Source organism: Agromyces sp. NPDC056965, assembly GCF_042673425.1.
Classification (GTDB): Bacteria; Actinomycetota; Actinomycetes; order Actinomycetales; family Microbacteriaceae; genus Agromyces.
This window is the reverse complement of the sequence record NZ_JBHURI010000014.1, coordinates 1-15,374: the sequence shown is the minus strand read 5'-3', so window position 1 is coordinate 15,374 and position 15,374 is coordinate 1. Positions and strand designations below refer to the sequence as shown.

The 15,374-nt window shown below is 71.4% G+C and carries 16 protein-coding genes; 1 reads left to right on the top strand and 15 read right to left on the bottom strand.

The window, feature by feature from the left end; all coding sequences use genetic code 11:
• Nucleotides 1-14: 14 nt before the first annotated feature.
• From lysS to tilS, 15 genes are all read right to left on the bottom strand, one after another.
• A complete protein-coding gene (gene lysS, locus ACFTQE_RS05320) occupies nucleotides 15-1,532 on the bottom strand; it encodes a lysine--tRNA ligase (protein WP_375835316.1) in 1,518 nt (505 codons plus the stop codon).
• Between the two features lie 79 nt (nucleotides 1,533-1,611).
• The gene (gene panC / locus ACFTQE_RS05315; RefSeq protein WP_376924084.1) at nucleotides 1,612-2,478 is read right to left on the bottom strand and encodes a pantoate--beta-alanine ligase; all 867 of its coding nucleotides are present in this window, start codon (nucleotides 2,476-2,478) and stop codon (nucleotides 1,612-1,614) included.
• Nucleotides 2,475-3,233, bottom strand: a complete 759-nt coding sequence (locus ACFTQE_RS05310) for a Rossmann-like and DUF2520 domain-containing protein (RefSeq protein WP_376924083.1) — start codon at nucleotides 3,231-3,233, stop codon at nucleotides 2,475-2,477. Before ACFTQE_RS05310 ends, panC begins: the two co-directional genes overlap by 4 nt.
• On the bottom strand, nucleotides 3,223-5,079 hold the full coding sequence (locus tag ACFTQE_RS05305; protein ID WP_376924082.1) for a PH domain-containing protein: 1,857 nt from the start codon (nucleotides 5,077-5,079) through the stop codon (nucleotides 3,223-3,225). Before ACFTQE_RS05305 ends, ACFTQE_RS05310 begins: the two co-directional genes overlap by 11 nt.
• Nucleotides 5,076-5,606 carry a PH domain-containing protein gene (locus tag ACFTQE_RS05300; protein WP_376924081.1) on the bottom strand — a complete coding sequence of 177 codons (531 nt, stop codon included), beginning with the start codon at nucleotides 5,604-5,606 and terminating at the stop codon, nucleotides 5,076-5,078. Before ACFTQE_RS05300 ends, ACFTQE_RS05305 begins: the two co-directional genes overlap by 4 nt.
• The gene (locus tag ACFTQE_RS05295) at nucleotides 5,599-6,072 is read right to left on the bottom strand and encodes a DUF3180 domain-containing protein (RefSeq protein ID WP_376924080.1); all 474 of its coding nucleotides are present in this window, start codon (nucleotides 6,070-6,072) and stop codon (nucleotides 5,599-5,601) included. The genes ACFTQE_RS05300 and ACFTQE_RS05295 overlap by 8 nt, the downstream gene beginning before the upstream one ends.
• The gene (folK, locus tag ACFTQE_RS05290; RefSeq protein WP_376924079.1) at nucleotides 6,069-6,554 is read right to left on the bottom strand and encodes a 2-amino-4-hydroxy-6-hydroxymethyldihydropteridine diphosphokinase; all 486 of its coding nucleotides are present in this window, start codon (nucleotides 6,552-6,554) and stop codon (nucleotides 6,069-6,071) included. The genes ACFTQE_RS05295 and folK overlap by 4 nt, the downstream gene beginning before the upstream one ends.
• Complete coding sequence (gene folB / locus ACFTQE_RS05285) at nucleotides 6,551-6,937, bottom strand: dihydroneopterin aldolase (protein ID WP_376924078.1); 387 nt, start codon at nucleotides 6,935-6,937, stop codon at nucleotides 6,551-6,553. Before folB ends, folK begins: the two co-directional genes overlap by 4 nt.
• Nucleotides 6,930-7,742, bottom strand: coding sequence for a dihydropteroate synthase (gene folP / locus ACFTQE_RS05280; protein WP_376924077.1), 813 nt, complete (start codon nucleotides 7,740-7,742; stop codon nucleotides 6,930-6,932). Before folP ends, folB begins: the two co-directional genes overlap by 8 nt.
• On the bottom strand, nucleotides 7,735-8,331 hold the full coding sequence (gene folE, locus ACFTQE_RS05275) for a GTP cyclohydrolase I (RefSeq protein ID WP_375835329.1): 597 nt from the start codon (nucleotides 8,329-8,331) through the stop codon (nucleotides 7,735-7,737). The genes folP and folE overlap by 8 nt, the downstream gene beginning before the upstream one ends.
• A gap of 41 nt (nucleotides 8,332-8,372) precedes the next feature.
• The gene (ftsH, locus tag ACFTQE_RS05270; protein ID WP_376924076.1) at nucleotides 8,373-10,391 is read right to left on the bottom strand and encodes an ATP-dependent zinc metalloprotease FtsH; all 2,019 of its coding nucleotides are present in this window, start codon (nucleotides 10,389-10,391) and stop codon (nucleotides 8,373-8,375) included.
• Between the two features lie 95 nt (nucleotides 10,392-10,486).
• A complete protein-coding gene (locus tag ACFTQE_RS05265; RefSeq protein WP_376924075.1) occupies nucleotides 10,487-11,203 on the bottom strand; it encodes a DUF2652 domain-containing protein in 717 nt (238 codons plus the stop codon).
• 43 nt (nucleotides 11,204-11,246) lie between these two features.
• Complete coding sequence (locus ACFTQE_RS05260) at nucleotides 11,247-12,932, bottom strand: MFS transporter (RefSeq protein WP_376924074.1); 1,686 nt, start codon at nucleotides 12,930-12,932, stop codon at nucleotides 11,247-11,249.
• A 42-nt stretch (nucleotides 12,933-12,974) separates the two neighbouring features.
• The gene (gene hpt, locus ACFTQE_RS05255) at nucleotides 12,975-13,526 is read right to left on the bottom strand and encodes a hypoxanthine phosphoribosyltransferase (protein WP_376924073.1); all 552 of its coding nucleotides are present in this window, start codon (nucleotides 13,524-13,526) and stop codon (nucleotides 12,975-12,977) included.
• A gap of 145 nt (nucleotides 13,527-13,671) precedes the next feature.
• On the bottom strand, nucleotides 13,672-14,727 hold the full coding sequence (gene tilS / locus ACFTQE_RS05250; RefSeq protein WP_376924072.1) for a tRNA lysidine(34) synthetase TilS: 1,056 nt from the start codon (nucleotides 14,725-14,727) through the stop codon (nucleotides 13,672-13,674).
• Nucleotides 14,728-14,821: 94 nt separating this feature from the next.
• Here tilS and ppa point away from each other — a divergent pair, with 94 nt between their 5' ends.
• Nucleotides 14,822-15,307, top strand: coding sequence for an inorganic diphosphatase (gene ppa / locus ACFTQE_RS05245; protein WP_375835337.1), 486 nt, complete (start codon nucleotides 14,822-14,824; stop codon nucleotides 15,305-15,307).
• Nucleotides 15,308-15,374 lie beyond the last annotated feature (67 nt).

Here is a 15,374-nt window from a genome sequence, read left to right as displayed (position 1 = left end):
GCGACCACGCCGACTCACTTGACCAGCGGGAAGAGGATCGTCTCGCGGATGCCGAGGCCCGTCAGGGCCATCAGCAGGCGGTCGATGCCCATGCCCATGCCGCCCGACGGCGGCATGCCGAACTCGAGCGCCCGCAGGAACTCCTCGTCGAGGCGCATCGCCTCGGGGTCGCCGCCGGCGGCGAGCTTCGCCTGCTCGACGAAGCGCTCACGCTGCACGACGGGGTCGACGAGCTCGGAGTATCCGGTCGCGAGCTCGAAGCCGCGGATGTAGAGGTCCCACTTCTCGACGACGCCCGGGATCGAACGGTGCTCGCGCACGAGGGGCGAGGTGTCGAGCGGGAAGTCCATGACGAAGGTCGGCCGCACGAGGCCCGACTTCACGTGGTGCTCCCACAGCTCCTCGACGTACTTGCCGGGCAGCGGGTGGTCGACCTCGACGCCGGCGTCATCGGCGAGCTGCTTCAGGCGCTCGACCGGGGTAGACGAGGTGATCGTCTCGCCGATCGCCTCGGAGAGCGAGTCGTACATCGAGATGCGGGCCCAGTCGCCCCCGAGGTCGAAGTCGGTGCCGTCGGCCCAGGTCACGACGTGCGAACCCGACGTGGCGAGCGCGGCGTCTTGGATGAGCTGCTGCGTGAGGTCGGCGATCGTGTTGTAGTCGCCGTACGCCTCGTAGGCCTCGAGCATCGCGAACTCGGGCGAATGCGTCGAGTCGGCGCCCTCGTTGCGGAAGTTGCGGTTGATCTCGTAGACGCGCTCGATGCCGCCGACGACGGCGCGCTTGAGGTAGAGCTCGGGAGCGATGCGCAGGTAGAGCTCGGTGTCGAACGCGTTCGACTGCGTGACGAACGGGCGAGCCGAGGCGCCGCCGTGCATGACCTGCAGCATCGGCGTCTCGACCTCGATGAAGCCGAGCGAGTCGAAGGTGCGCCGCAGGCTCGCGTTGACCTTCGCGCGGTCGATGACGTTCTTGCGGGCCTGCTCGCGCGAGATCAGGTCGAGGTAGCGGCTGCGCACGCGCATCTCCTCGGAGAGCTCGTTGTGCAGGTTCGGCAGGGGCAGGATCGCCTTCGAGGCGATGCGCCACTCCTTCACCATGATCGAGAGCTCGCCGCGGCGGCTCGTGATGACCTCGCCGGCCACGAAGACGTGGTCGCCCAGGTCGACGAGCTCCTTCCACTCCGCGAGCGACTCCTCGCCGACCTCGGCGAGCGAGACCATGGCCTGGATGCGGCTGCCGTCGCCCGCCTGCAGCGTTGCGAAGCACAGCTTGCCGGTGTTGCGCGAGTGCACGACGCGACCGGCGACGCCGACCTGCTCGCCGCTCGCCTCGTCGACGCCGAGCCCGACGAAGCGGTCGCGCACCTCGGGGATCGTCGCCGTGATCGGCAGGCGCACGGGGTAGGCACCGAAGGCACGGTCGTCGGATGCCGCGTTCAGCCGTTCACGCTTGGCGAGCCGCACGGCCTTCTGCTCGGAGATCTCCTCGGCAGTGGGCTCGGGCGTGGCATCCGTCTGGTTCTCGGCCATCGTTCTCTCTCGTCGTGCGGCAGTACCGGTCTGTACTGCGTGGGTGCGTGCACCAGCCTACTTGGGCGCACCTGACGAGTCAGCCGAGCGTGATGGCCGCGTTGTCGATGAGGCGGGTCTCGCCGACGCGTGCAGCGACGAGCACGACGGCCGGTCCGCGCGCCTCGTCGGCGACGGGGAGGTACGTCTCGGGGTCGACGACCACGAGGTAGTCGAGGGTCACGTCGTCGTGGTCGCCGAAGGCGGCGGCCCCCTCGGCGAGCACCTCGGCGAGGCCGTCGGACGCCGCGGCATCCGCTGCCTTGAGGGCTTCGCTCAAGGTGAGCGCCGCCGCACGGTGGTCGGGGGCGAGGAATCGATTGCGACTCGAGAGCGCGAGCCCGTCGGCCTCGCGCACGGTCGGCACGACCTCGATCGAGGTCGGCACGTCGAGGTCGTCGACCATGCGGCGCACGAGGAAGACCTGCTGCGCGTCCTTCTGGCCGAAGACCGCGACGTCGGGGCGCACGATGTTGAGCAGCTTGCCGACAACGGTCAGCATGCCGTCGAAGTGTCCGGGCCGGGAGGCGCCCTCGTACAGGGAGCCGACCCGGCCGGCCGTGAGCGTCGTGCCGATGGCGCCGTGCGGGTACATCTCCGCGACGGGCGGGGCGAAGACGAACTCGACGCCGAGGCCGTCGAGCGCCTCGACGTCGGCGTCGAGGGTGCGCGGGTACCGGTCGAGGTCTTCGCCGGGGCCGAACTGCAGCGGGTTCACGAAGATCGACACGACGACGACGTCGGCGAGCTCGCGCGCGTGCGCGACGAGTGCCAGGTGGCCGGCGTGCAGGGCGCCCATGGTGGGCACGAGGGCGACGGATGCCCCGGCCGCGCGCCGCTCGGCGAGCCGCTCGCGCAGTTCGCCGATGGTGGGCACGACACGCACGCCCGATGCGGATCCGGTCACGCGCCACCCCCCAGCGGCCAGTCGGTATCGGCCTCGTCGATCGTATCGGCACCCTCGACGTACGCGCCGCGGTCGTGCCGCGCGAGCGCGTTCTCGACCGCGCTGCGCACCAGTGGTGCGAGCACCGCACCCGGCCGGGGCACCCCGATGCCGTCGAGGATGTCGCTGGCCTGGTCGACGATCGCGCTCGAGAACGAGACGGCGGTGTCGATCGCCTCGCCGTAGGCGGCGCGGTCGCGCTCCGCCACGATGACGGGCTCCCCGCCCATCTCGACGACGAGCGCCTGGCCGATCGGCAGCACGGGGCCGGGTGCGGTGACGGCGAACCACGTGCCCGGCAGTCGTGCGAGGTCGATGCTCGTGCCGGTGAAGCTCATCGCCGGATGCACCGCGAGCGGGATGGCTCCCGCGCGGCGCGCGGGCTCGAGGACGTCGGTGCCGAACCGGGCGACGGTGTGCAGCACGAGCTGGCCCGGCTGCCAGGCGCCGGCCTCGGCGAGCCCTGCGACGAGCGGGCCGAGTTCGGCCTCGGGCACGGCGAGCAGCACGAGCTCGCTGCGCTCGATGATCTCGGGGATCGGCAGCACCGGCACCGAGGGCAGCATCGTCGCCGCTCGCTCACGACTCGCGTCGGAGACCGCTGAGATGCCGGTGAGGGCGTGCCCGGCGCCGGCGAGGGCCGAGGCGAGCACGGCGCCGACGCGGCCGGCGCCGATGGTGCCGACGCCGAGCCGGCCCGGGCGATCAGTCGACATGTCGGGTCTCCGTCTCGGCGACCGGTGCGACCGGTGCTGCGGGCGATTCCGCAGGCGCCTCTGCGTCCGCCGCGAGCGGGGCGACGTGCGCTTCGGCCGCGACTCGGGTGGCGCCCCAGTGATGCGAGGTGTCGCTCGCCGCGCGTTCGATCGCCTCGTGGGCGATTCGTTCGAAGAGCGCTGTCGCGACCGGCCGGTCGGCGACGGGCAGGAGGGCGCTGACCGGGCCGGTCACGGTGTGCAGCCGGAGCGTCGCGAGGTCGAGTGCTCGCTCGATGGGGCCGACCGACACGGCGACCGACTGCATGCGCGCGAGCGGCACGAGGCTGAGGCTGCGAATGAGCGCGCCACGACGGATGACGGCGACCCCCGCCGTCTCGGCGAGGCCGATGCGTCGCCACGAGAACGGTCGCAGCCACGCCGCGCGCTTCGGGGTGACGGAGAAGCCGCCGGTGTCGCCCCGGCCCACGAGACCGGCATCGACGAGCGACTCGACCTCCGCCGCGGCATCGGGCAGCAGCAGGGCGAGCACCCGATGCACGTCGGCCGCGGTGCCGACCGGGAGCACGATGGTGCGCTGCGCGGCATCGCCCGAGGCGGAGACCGACTGGCCAGCGACGTTGATGCGCACCGACCACCAGCCGAACGGCCGCCAGAACACCCACTGGGTGGCCTCGACGGCGTGCACGCGCCCGGGCGGGATCGTCTGATTGCCCGTCGAGAGCAGGCCGTGCCCGATGCGCACGCCGTCGGGCGTGCCCGCGATCGAATAGCGCAGCGACTTCGTGATGCGCGACCACATGTAGCTGATGAGACCGATCGCCGCGGGCACGAAGCTGAAGAGCACCCACATCTGGCCGCTCGTGACGCCGACCACGATGATCGCGACGAGGATGATCGCCCAGATCGTCGACCCACCGAGCACGGTCGACCCGATCACCCGTCCGAGCGGCAGGTGCACGACCGACTCGGGTGGCGCGAGGTCGGGATCGAGCTCGGGGGCGAGGAACTCGTCGACGCGTTGCGTGACGAGCGCGCCGGCGCGGGCGGTCACCGGCGTGCGCTGTCCGGCGGAGACCGCGGCACCCGCCGCGGCACCCGCCGCTGTGCCGTCGACACCGGCGTCGGCGATCGCGGCGCCGGGTTCGGGCACGGTGCCGGGCGTCGCCACGGCTCCGGGAGCGACGATCGCCGAGGCATCCGCTCGCCCGTCGGTCGCAGCGGGAGCGGCCGCTCCCTGCGCCCGCTCGGCCCGCGCGCCCGACGCGAGGCGCAGCACGTCGGCGCGCAGCGCGTCGGCGAGGGTGGAGCCGAGGTAGGCGAGCTGCACGTTCGCCGACTGCCCGGCGACCGAGATCTCGAGCTTCGCGGTGCCGAAGAGGCGGGCGAAGAGCGGCCGGTTGACGTTGATGCCCTGGATGCGATCGAGCCTGGCGCTCCGATGCGATCGGAACAGGATGCCGCTGCGCACCTCGACCGCCTCGCGCGTCACGCGGAACGTGTGCATGCGCCACGACAGCCAGAATGCGATCACGACCGCGACGATGATCGCCGCGAGCGCGAGCAGGGCCCAGCCCACGAGGCCGTTCGACACGATGCCGCCGACCGGGTCGTTCGCCCAGTCCTGCTGCCACTCGCCGTACTCGGCGTCGATCGGCCCGTTCGACTCGGGCGCGAAGATCGCGAGGAAGATCTCGATGACCCGCTCGCGCAGGTTCGCGATGATGAACCCCAGCACGGCGATGAACACGAGGCCGCCGCGCAGCAGCGGGCTCGCCGGGTGGAGCCGGTGCCACTCGCCGTCGGCGAGGTTCACCACTCCCTGCGGGCGGGCGACTCCGCTCACAGCCCCGCCCGACGCGACTCGGCGAGGGCGACGAGCTCGTCGCGGAGCCGATCGGCCTCCGCCATGGGCAGCCCGGGCACGGTGACGGCGCTCGACGCCGCCGCGGTCACGAACTTGAGGTCGGCCAGGCCGAGGGCGCGCGCGACCGGGCCGCGCGTGATGTCGACGAGCTGCATGCGCCCGTAGGGCACCGCGACCTGCCGCTGGAACATGATGCCGCGGCGGAACAGCAGGTCGTCGGCGCGCAGACGGTACTGGATCGATCGCACACGGCGCGGCTCGAACGCGATGCCGACGAGCGACACCACGGCGATCGCACCCGCGACCCAGAGCGCCCACTGCCAGTCGAGCAGGTAGTAGGCTCCGAGCGCGACGCCCACGAAGATGATCATTCCGATGATCGAGCCGACGACCTCGACGAGCACGTACTTCGGCGAGACCCGCAACCAGCCGGTGTCGGATGCCTCGGGCTGCTGCGGCTCGTCGTGCACGCTCTCATCGGGGTGGAGGCCGGGCGCCTCAGGCATGCGCGTGCTCTTTCTTCTCGGTGTCGGTGTCGTCGGGCGGCAGCGTGCAGAAGAACTCCGCGACGAGGCCGCCGGCCATGAGGAGTGCGGCGCCGATCGCTGTTGCGACGGCGAGCCAGATGGTGGCCGGCGACGGCACGACGCTGCGGGTCACGAGGAACAGGGTGATGCCGACACCGAAGCCGAGCATGAGCGCCCCGCTCAGGCTGCACGCCTTCGCGAGCACCGCGGTGCGCATGGCCCGGAACGGGTCGAGGTGCTTGGTCGCCTTGCCCTTCACCGCACGCCGGATCGGCCAGGCGAACGCCACGACGAGCGCCGCCACCCCCGCGAGGGTGATCGGAAGCGAGAGCGGGGGCACGATCGCCTTGGATCCGTTCGAGACGATCGCGAGGTCGATGAGGTACCCGGCGACGATGCCCGCGAGCACGAAGGCGATGATGGTCGAGGGGTGCGTGCGCTTCATCGGCGAACCACCTCATCGGCGGCCGCGGCGCGCAGCGCGGCGATGGGGCCGTGCCCGGCGAGTTCGGCATCGGGCTCGAGGTCGAGCCACGGCGCCAGCACGAACGCCCGCTGCCAGGCACGCGGGTGCGGCAGCGTGAGCCGCTCGTCGTCGAGCACGAGGCCCTCGACGTCGATGAGGTCGAGGTCGAGCGTGCGGTCGCCCCAGTGCTCGGTGCGGACGCGGCCGTGCTCGAGCTCGATGCGCTGCAGCAGCTCGAGGATCGCGTGCGGCTCGAGCACCGTCTCGACGACGACGACGCCGTTCAGGTAGCGAGGAGCGTCGACGTCGACGCCGGAGTCCTTGACGGCCGCCGTCTCGTAGACCGGCGACACCGCGACGAGGTCGACACCGGATGCATCGGCGAGCTCGCGCACGGCCGCGGCGATCGTCGCCTCGCGGTCGCCGAGGTTCGCCCCGAACGCGATGACGGCGCGCGTCATGCCCGGCCCCGCACGATCGTGACGGCGACGTCGCCGAACGGCACGGTGATGGGCGCCTGGGGCTTGTGCACGGTGACCTCGACCTCGTCGACGGCGGCGAAGCCGAGCGCGACGGCGGCGACCCGCTCGGCGACGGTCTCGATGAGGTCGACCGGGTCGCGCTCGACGGCCGCGACGACGGCCTCGGCGAGTTCGCCGTAGTGCACGGTGCGGTCGAGTTCGTCGGACGCAGCTGCGGCCGCGAGGTCGACGGCGACCGACACGTCGATCACGAACTCCTGCCCCTCGGCGCGCTCGAAGTCGAACACGCCGTGGTGCGCGCGGACGCGAAGCCCCGTGAGGGTGATCCGGTCGCCTCGCCCACGACCCCGCAGTTCAGTCACGTCGTCCACTCTGCCATGCGTCGAGGACGTCGAGGGCGCGGCGCGTGCCCTGCACGTCGTGCACGCGCACCGCCCAGGCACCGGCCTGTGCGGCGAGCACGCTCACGACGGCCGTCGGCAGGTCGCGGTCGGTGACGGCGGCGTCCTCGGGGAGCATCGCGCCGAGGAACCGCTTGCGCGATGCACCGACGAGGATCGGCAGCCCGAGCCCTTCGAGCACGTCGAGGCGGCTGAGCAGCTGCCAGTTCTGGTCGCCGCGCTTCGCGAAGCCGAGACCGGGGTCGAGGATGAGCCGTTCGGGGGCGACACCCGCGGCGACGAGCGCGTCGACCCGCTGGGCGAGCTCGTCGCGCACCTCGACGGCGACGTCGGCGTAGTCGGCGAGCGAATCCATGCGGTCGGAGTGACCGCGCCAGTGCATGGCGACGTAGCGCGCACCGGTCTCGGCGGCGATCGGACCCATCGCGGCATCGGCGAGGCCGGCCGAGACGTCGTTGATGATCTCGGCCCCCGCTTCGACCGCCGCCTGTGCCGTGGCTGCGCGCATGGTGTCGACGCTCACCCGGATGCCGCGGCCGGCGAGTTCCCTGATGACGGGTACCACCCGGCGGAGCTCCTCGTCGGGCGCCACCCTGGCGGCCCCCGGCCGGGTGGACTCGCCCCCGACGTCGAGGATGTCGGCGCCGTCGGCGACGAGCTCGAGCCCGTGCGCGATCGCCGCCTCGGCGTCGAACCAACGGCCGCCGTCGCTGAACGAGTCGGGCGTGACGTTCACCACACCCATGACGAGCGTGCGATCAGGCATTCGTCTGAGCCCCGATGAGCGTGATGATCTCGCTCCGGGCTGCGGGCTCCGAGAGCGCGCCGCGGCTCGCGATCGTCACGGTGGAGCTCCGCTCCTGTCGTGAACCGCGCGTCGTCACGCAGCGGTGCTGGGCGTCGAGCACGACGAGCACCCCCTTGGGCGCGAGCCCGGCCACGAGGGCGTCGGCGATCTCCTCGGTGAGCCGCTCCTGCAGCTGCGGCCGGCGGGCGAGCGTGTCGACAACGGCCGGGATGCGGCCGAGCCCGACGACCCGGTCGCCCGGGAGGTAGGCCACGTGCGCGGTGCCGACGAACGGCAGCAGGTGGTGCTCGCAGACCGATCGGAACGCGAGGTCGCGGAGCACGACCGCGTCGGACGTCGCGGGCACACCGGCATCCGTCGCACCGATCGGAACCGTGTCGGCGAGGTGACTGAGCGGATCGACGTCGAGGCCGCCGAAGAAGTCGGCGTAGGCCTCGGCGACCCGTTGCGGCGTGCGCTCGAGGCCCGGTCGCGACGGGTCTTCACCGATCGCGAGCAGGATCTCGTGCACGGCGCGCTGGATGCGCTCGGCGTCCACTCCGGCCATGGCTCCCCCTCTTCGGGTCGACGGACTCGCTGCGACCGCGACTAGGCCGTCGCGGGCCGCGGGTTCGACTGCGGTGCGCGCGCCGGCGCCTCGTCTTCGACCGGCAGCTGACCGGAGTCGACACCGCCGTCGACGGCGCCCTGGTCGATCGGCATCTTCTCGGTCGGGAACGCGATCGGCGGACGGTCGGAGACCGGGCGCTTGTCGCTCGAGAGCCAGAGCGGGCGCTCGGGCAGCTTCTTCACGTCCTTGAAGATCTCGGCGATCTGCTTGTGGTCGAGCGTCTCCTGCTCGAGCAGTTCGGCGGCCAGCTTGTCGAGGATGTCGCGGTTGTCGTTGAGCACCTGCCAGGCCTCGTCGTGCGCCTGCTCGATGAGCGCGCGCACCTCGAGGTCGACGGTCTCGGCGACCTCTTCGGAGTAGTCGCGCTGGTGGCCCATGTCGCGGCCGAGGAAGACCTCGCCCTGCGACTGGCCGAGCTTGACTGCGCCGACGTTCGCACTCATGCCGTACTCGGTGACCATCTTGCGTGCCGTGGAGGTGGCCTTCTCGATGTCGTTCGAGGCTCCGGTCGACGGGTCGTGGAAGACGATCTCCTCCGCGACGCGGCCGCCCATCGCATAGGCGAGCTGGTCGAGCAGCTCGTTGCGGCTGACCGAGTACTTGTCTTCGAGCGGCATCACCATCGTGTAGCCGAGGGCGCGGCCGCGCGGCAGGATCGTGATCTTGGTGACCGGGTCGGTGTAGTTCATCGCCGCCGCAGCGAGGGCGTGGCCGCCCTCGTGGTAGGCCGTGATGAGCTTCTCCTTGTCCTTCATGACGCGGGAGCGGCGCTGCGGTCCGGCGATCACGCGGTCGACGGCCTCGTCGAGGGCGCGGTTGTCGATCAGCTGGGCGTTGGAGCGGGCCGTGAGCAGCGCGGCCTCGTTGAGCACGTTCGCGAGGTCGGCACCGGTGAAGCCCGGGGTCTTGCGTGCGAGCACCTCGAGGTCGACGCCGTTGGCGAGGGGCTTGCCCTTCGAGTGCACCTCGAGGATCTTCTGACGGCCCTTGAGGTCGGGCGCGTCGACGCCGATCTGGCGGTCGAAGCGACCGGGGCGCAGCAGTGCGGGGTCGAGGATGTCGGGGCGGTTCGTCGCCGCGATGAGGATGACGTTCGTCTTCGGGTCGAAGCCGTCCATCTCGACGAGCAACTGGTTGAGGGTCTGCTCGCGCTCGTCGTGCCCGCCGCCGAGGCCGGCGCCGCGGTGGCGGCCGACCGCGTCGATCTCGTCGACGAAGATGATGGCGGGTGCGTTCTGCTTCGCCTGGTCGAAGAGGTCGCGCACACGGGATGCGCCGACGCCCACGAACATCTCGACGAAGTCGGAGCCCGAGATCGAGTAGAAGGGCACGCCCGCCTCACCCGCGACCGCGCGGGCGAGCAGCGTCTTGCCGGTGCCGGGAGGGCCGTACAGCAGCACGCCCTTCGGGATGCGCGCGCCGACGGCCTGGAACTTCGCCGGCTCCTTCAGGAACTCCTTGATCTCGTGGAGCTCCTCGATCGCCTCCTCGGCGCCCGCGACGTCGTCGAAGGTGACCTTGGGGCTCTCCTTCGAGACGAGCTTCGCCTTGGACTTGCCGAACTGCATGACCTTGTTGCCGCCGCCCTGCATGCCCGAGAGCATGATCCAGAAGAACAGGCCGATGAGCACGAGCGGCAGCAGGATGCCGAGCATCGAGAGGAACCAGTTCGGCTGCGGAACCTCATCGTTGAAGCCGTCGGACGGGTCTGCCGCGTCGACCGCGGCGACGACGTCGGCGCCGCGCGGGGTGACGTAGTAGAACTGCACCTGCGTGCCGAGCTTCTCGTCTTCCTTCGCGAGCGTCAGATCGACGCGGTTCTCGCCGTCGACGATCTTGACCGCGGAGACCTTGCCGTCCTTCAACAGCTCGAGGCCCTCTTGCGTCGACACCTCTTTGAAACCCGACGCGGTGATGAGACTCGACCCGATCCATACGGCGACGATGGCGAGCAGAATGTAGATGATCGGCCCGCGCAGGATCTTCTTGATGTTCATGGTGCTCACAGGCTACATTGCAGTCGCCGAATGGCGGCCGAGTGTTCGCTGAGGGCGCGCGGAGCGTGCCCGAAGCGGAGCATCGACGGTCGGACTCACTGAGGGGATGCCGCGCGGCGGGTGTCGCGGATGCCGAGCATGTACGGCAGCCCCGGGCCCACCGCGGCGAACGTCTGTCCGATGCGCTTCGGCCACGACGGCGTCGGCAGCGGCTCGGGCGACGCCTCGAGGTCGCCCACGTCGACGAAGTACGCACGCACCCTGCCGAAGCCCTCGAGGTCGGGCGACACCTCGCGCACGGGAGCCGTCACGGCGTCGTCGCCGGTGCGGTAGAGCTCCTCGGAGAAGAGCACGTACTCGGGGATGTCGACGGGGTTCTTCAGCATGCGATGCACCTGGATGACGTCGATGCCCACGAGCTTGATGCGATCGCGGATCGTCTGGGTCGCCACCTCCCCCACGTGCGCCACGAACTTCAGCTTGAGGTCGGCCGCGCCCTTGCACCCCTTGCACGGGCACAGGTTCGCGGTGACGTACTGGCGTTCGAGATGGAAGGCGCGGTGCATCGCGACCGCCGCGTCGAGGATCTCGGGGATCGAGGCATCCGAATCGCCGTCGCCGACCTGGAGGGAGAGGAAGGCGGCGTCGCCCTCGATCTCGATGAGGTCGAATCCGGGAGCGGCGTCGATCATGCGTTCGAGCATGCGACCGGTGTTGACCTCGGCGTGCGCGAGGCTCATCCGGTGGGAGCTCATGTAGTCGGTGTATCCGCCGATGTCTGCGATCAGCAGCACGGCACGGCCGGAGTCCATGCCTCACGATCCCACTGACATGAGTTCTCCTCAACACCCCTGTTCAGGAGGGTGGGTCGTCCAACGGCTCGTTCGGCGAGTACCGCTCGAGCTGATCCTCGACGAGGATCGCCGCCTCCTGCGCGCTCGCGGTGTATCCGAGCACGACGGGCAGGAACCGCTCGGAGCCGAGCGACCGAAGCGCGAGGGCGCTCCTCGCGACGACCGAGGCCGTGCGGCGGGTGCGGCGGAGCAGCGCGATCTCACCGAACCCCTCCCCCGGGCCGAGCGTCGCGACGACCCGGCCGTCGCCGACCACGTCGGCCTCGCCCGCCTCGATCACGAAGTAGCGATCGCCGACGTCGCCCTGCGCGAACACGGCCGCGCCGGCGGGAACCGCGACCGGCTCGAGGCCTCGCGCGAGCTGCTCGATCGAGGGCAGCGGCAGGGCGCGGAACATGGGCACCCGCCGCAGCAGTCCGATGTCGTCGTCGAGCACGTCGACGGTGCGATCCATGCCGCGGAGCCGTCGCAGCGAGACGAGCGCGAGCACCGGGCATACGAGGCCGATCGCGATGAGCGCCGTCTGCACGCCGACCCACTCGACCAGCACCGAGGCGACGACCGCGCCGATGCCGATGAAGACGGCGACGAGGCTCTCGAGCACCCCGAAGACCCGGGCGAGCACCTCGTCGGGCGCCATCCGGGCGATGAGCGTGAACCCCGCGACATCGATCAGTGCGTTGCCGACGCCGACGAACGCGAGCAGCCCGAGCGCCGGCACCTCGGCGGGCGCGAGCCCGACGAGGGTGAACGGCAGCCCCCAGAGTCCCACCCCGACGGCGAACCAGATCCCCAGCCTGCCGGTGCCGACGAGCAGGGATGCCGCGAGCGAGCCGAGCACGGCGCCGACGCCGACGGCCGTCATCAGGGCGCCCACACCGGGCTCCCCGGTGCCGAGCAGCTCGATCGCGACGACGACCGAGAGCACCGTGAGCGCGCCCCGCGTCAGCGCCTGCGCGGCGGCGAGCCCGAGGATGAGCATCAGGTCGCGGTTCGCCGTGACTGCCCGCACGCCGTCGGCCGCCTCCTTCGCGAGGTTCGGGCGCCTCGGCGCCGACGGGCGCGGCGGCGCGTCGTACTTCAGTCGTGCGAGCAGCGCGGCAGCCCAGAACGAGGCGGCCGCGGCGACGGCGAACACGACGTCGACGCCGGTGAACTGCAGCAGCACGGCCGCGAGCAGCGGGCCGACGAGCGTGGCCGCCGAGTCGGGCAGGCCCCGCACGACGTTGGCGCTCGCGAGCTCGTGCCCCGTGCGGCAGAGCGACGGGAGCAGGGCCGAATGCGCCGGGCGGTAGAGCGTGGCGGCGATCGTCGACAGGATGGCGAGGGCGTAGATGACGGCCGGGGGCCCTGCCACGGCCGCGACCACGGCCGCTGCCGCCGTCGCGAGCCCGCGCACGATCGACACGAGGATGAGCACCCGCTCGCGTCGCCCCCGATCGGCGATGGGCGAGAGCAGCGGCGCGAGGATCGCCGACGGCACCATGCGGAGCAGCCCGACGAGGCCGAGCGCCGCGGCGCCGCCGTCACGGTAGGCGACGATGCCGAGCGCGACGGTGAAGGCCCACTCGGCCGTCCACGCGCCGAGGAAGCTCAGCTGGGCGCGGCGCAGGTTGGGATTGCGCCAGTTGCTCGCGAACGCTGCGGCAGCGTCGCGCACCCGGCCGCGGCGCCGACCATCGCACATGCGATGACTCTAGGGCTTCTCCCCGGTCACCGCGCGGAAAGCTCAGCTGTAGACGTGCGGTGCGAGGATCGCGACATCCCGCAGGTTCCGGTAGTTCTCCGCGAAGTCGAGGCCGTAGCCGACGACGAACTGGTTGGGGATGTCGAAGCCGAGGTACTTGACGTCGACCGCGACCTTCGCCGCGTCGGGCTTGCGGAGCAGCGCGCAGATCTCGACCGACTTCGCACCGCGCGATTCGAGGTTGCCGAGCAGCCAGCTGAGCGTGAGGCCCGAGTCGATGATGTCCTCGACGATCAGCACGTGACGGCCGGTGAGGTCGGTGTCGAGGTCCTTCACGATGCGCACGACGCCCGACGACTGCGTGCCGGCGCCGTAGGAGGAGACCGCCATCCAGTCCATGTTGATGTGCGGTCGCAGCTCGCGAGCGAGGTCGGCCATGACCATGACCGCGCCCTTCAGCACGCCGACGAGCAGCAGGTCCTCGCCGTCGTAGTCGGCTTCGATGCGGCGGGCGAGCTCGGCGAGCTTCGCGTGGATCTCGGCTTCGGTGACGAGCACCTCGGTCAGGTCGGCTTCGATCTCGTTCGCGTACATGGCTGCTCTCCTGTGGGGGGCGATCGGGGCGCGTCGCCGTGGGTGCGCGGCGAACGGATGCAACGAGCCTACGCCGCGCCGCTCGACGTTCGCGTTCGGCGGCGTCCGTGTTCGCGCTCGTGTTCGCGTCCGCGTCCGCGTTCGCTCAGTGGTCGTGGGGAAGGATCTCGGTCGACCCGGTCGTGCTCAGCACGACGTGCCGCCCGGCGCGCGTCGCGAGCACGCCGCCCGGCAGGTCGATCGGGCCCTGTCCGTGCCAGTCGGTCACGAGACGCGCGACCTCGAGCGTCTGCGCGCGTGAGAGGGAGACCCCGAACTCGCTGCCGACGACGTGCCGGATGACGCGCTGTCGCAGGGCAGCGGGGTTCGCCGCGAGCGCGCCGACCGAGATCGCGATGCCGGCCTCGGCCGGTTCGCAGATCTCCTCGATGAACTCCTCGATCTGCTCCGAGAACGCCGCCTCGTCTTCGCGGAGCTGCTCGGCCGTGCGTGCGAGCGCCTCGGCGACGCCCGGCCCGAGTTCGGCCTCGAGCACGGGCAGCACCCGCTCGCGCACGCGCACACGGGCGTACGCGGGGTCGAGGTTGTGCGGGTCGTCCCACGGGGTGAGCCCGGCGTCGAGGCACGCCTGCCGCGTCTCCGCCCGGCGGATGCCGAGGAGCGGACGGGCGTAGCGGCCGGCACGAGCGGGCATGCCCGAGAGGCTCGCGGCACCCGAACCGCGAGCGAGCCCGAGCAGCACGGTCTCGGCCTGGTCGTCGAGCGTGTGGCCGAGCAGCATGAGTGCTGCGCCGGTCTCGGCGGTGGCCGCGTCGAGCGCGGCGTAGCGAGCGTCGCGAGCGGATGCCTCGGGCCCGCCCTCGCCCGCCACCTCGACGCGCCGCACCAGCACGGGGTCGAGTCCGAGCTCGAGCGCGGTGGCTGCCGCGGTCGCCGCGACCTCCGCCGACCCCGGCTGCAGCCCGTGGTCGACGACGACGGCGCCGGCGCGAAGACCGACACGGGGTGCCTCGAACGCCGTGGCCGCGGCGAGCGCGAGCGAGTCGGCGCCGCCCGAGAGCGCGACGAGCACGAGTGCGGTGCCTGCGGTGTCGGAACCGGTCGGAAGCACCGCCCGCACGGCCCTGCGCACGTCGGCGATCGGCGGGGTCAGTCGCGGGCGGCGGGGAGCCGCGGCATCCGTCTGCTGGTCAGGAGGCATCAAGTAACCTTATTCCGCCGATCGCGCCCGACCCCGAACGGGTCGGCCGCGGGCCAAGCTTCGAGAAGCGCCTTCCAACACAAGGAGAACCAGCATGGGCGAGTACGCCGCCATCATCGAGATCCCCAAGGGGAGCCGCAACAAGTACGAGGTCGACCACGAGACCGGCCGGGTCTTCCTCGACCGCGTGCTCTACACGACGTTCGTCTACCCGACCGACTACGGCTTCTTCGAGAACACCCTCGGCGACGACGGCGACCCGCTGGACGTGCTCGTGCTCCTCGACTTCCCGCTCTTCCCCGGCGTGGGCGTGAAGGTGCGCCCCGTCGGCGTCTTCCACATGACCGACGACGGCGGCGGCGACGCCAAGGTCATCGCGGTGCCCGCCGGCGACCCGCGCTGGAACCACATCCAGGACGTGAACGACATCCCCGAGTTCACTCGCAAGGAGATCGAGCACTTCTTCGAGCACTACAAGGACCTCGAGCCCGGCAAGTGGGTCAAGACCGAGGGGTGGGCGAACGCGGCCGAGGCCGAGGCGCTCATCCAGAAGGCGATCGAGGCGTTCCCCGGCCACTGAGCCGGCATGAACCGATCGGATGCCGCGAGCTCGCGGCATCCACGCAGAAGGGGCGGGCCGTTCGGCC

Coding starts and splice junctions, on each gene's coding strand:
- folP (WP_376924077.1), bottom strand. CDS start 7,742: ATGCCTGATCGCACGCTCGTCATGGGTGTGGTGAACGTCACGCCCGAC.
- ACFTQE_RS05310 (WP_376924083.1), bottom strand. CDS start 3,233: ATGTCGACTGATCGCCCGGGCCGGCTCGGCGTCGGCACCATCGGCGCC.
- tilS (WP_376924072.1), bottom strand. CDS start 14,727: ATGCCTCCTGACCAGCAGACGGATGCCGCGGCTCCCCGCCGCCCGCGA.
- folK (WP_376924079.1), bottom strand. CDS start 6,554: ATGACGCGCGCCGTCATCGCGTTCGGGGCGAACCTCGGCGACCGCGAG.
- lysS (WP_375835316.1), bottom strand. CDS start 1,532: ATGGCCGAGAACCAGACGGATGCCACGCCCGAGCCCACTGCCGAGGAG.
- ACFTQE_RS05260 (WP_376924074.1), bottom strand. CDS start 12,932: ATGTGCGATGGTCGGCGCCGCGGCCGGGTGCGCGACGCTGCCGCAGCG.
- ACFTQE_RS05300 (WP_376924081.1), bottom strand. CDS start 5,606: ATGCCTGAGGCGCCCGGCCTCCACCCCGATGAGAGCGTGCACGACGAG.
- ppa (WP_375835337.1), top strand. CDS start 14,822: ATGGGCGAGTACGCCGCCATCATCGAGATCCCCAAGGGGAGCCGCAAC.
- ACFTQE_RS05265 (WP_376924075.1), bottom strand. CDS start 11,203: ATGGACTCCGGCCGTGCCGTGCTGCTGATCGCAGACATCGGCGGATAC.
- ftsH (WP_376924076.1), bottom strand. CDS start 10,391: ATGAACATCAAGAAGATCCTGCGCGGGCCGATCATCTACATTCTGCTC.
- folE (WP_375835329.1), bottom strand. CDS start 8,331: ATGGCCGGAGTGGACGCCGAGCGCATCCAGCGCGCCGTGCACGAGATC.
- ACFTQE_RS05295 (WP_376924080.1), bottom strand. CDS start 6,072: ATGAAGCGCACGCACCCCTCGACCATCATCGCCTTCGTGCTCGCGGGC.
- hpt (WP_376924073.1), bottom strand. CDS start 13,526: ATGTACGCGAACGAGATCGAAGCCGACCTGACCGAGGTGCTCGTCACC.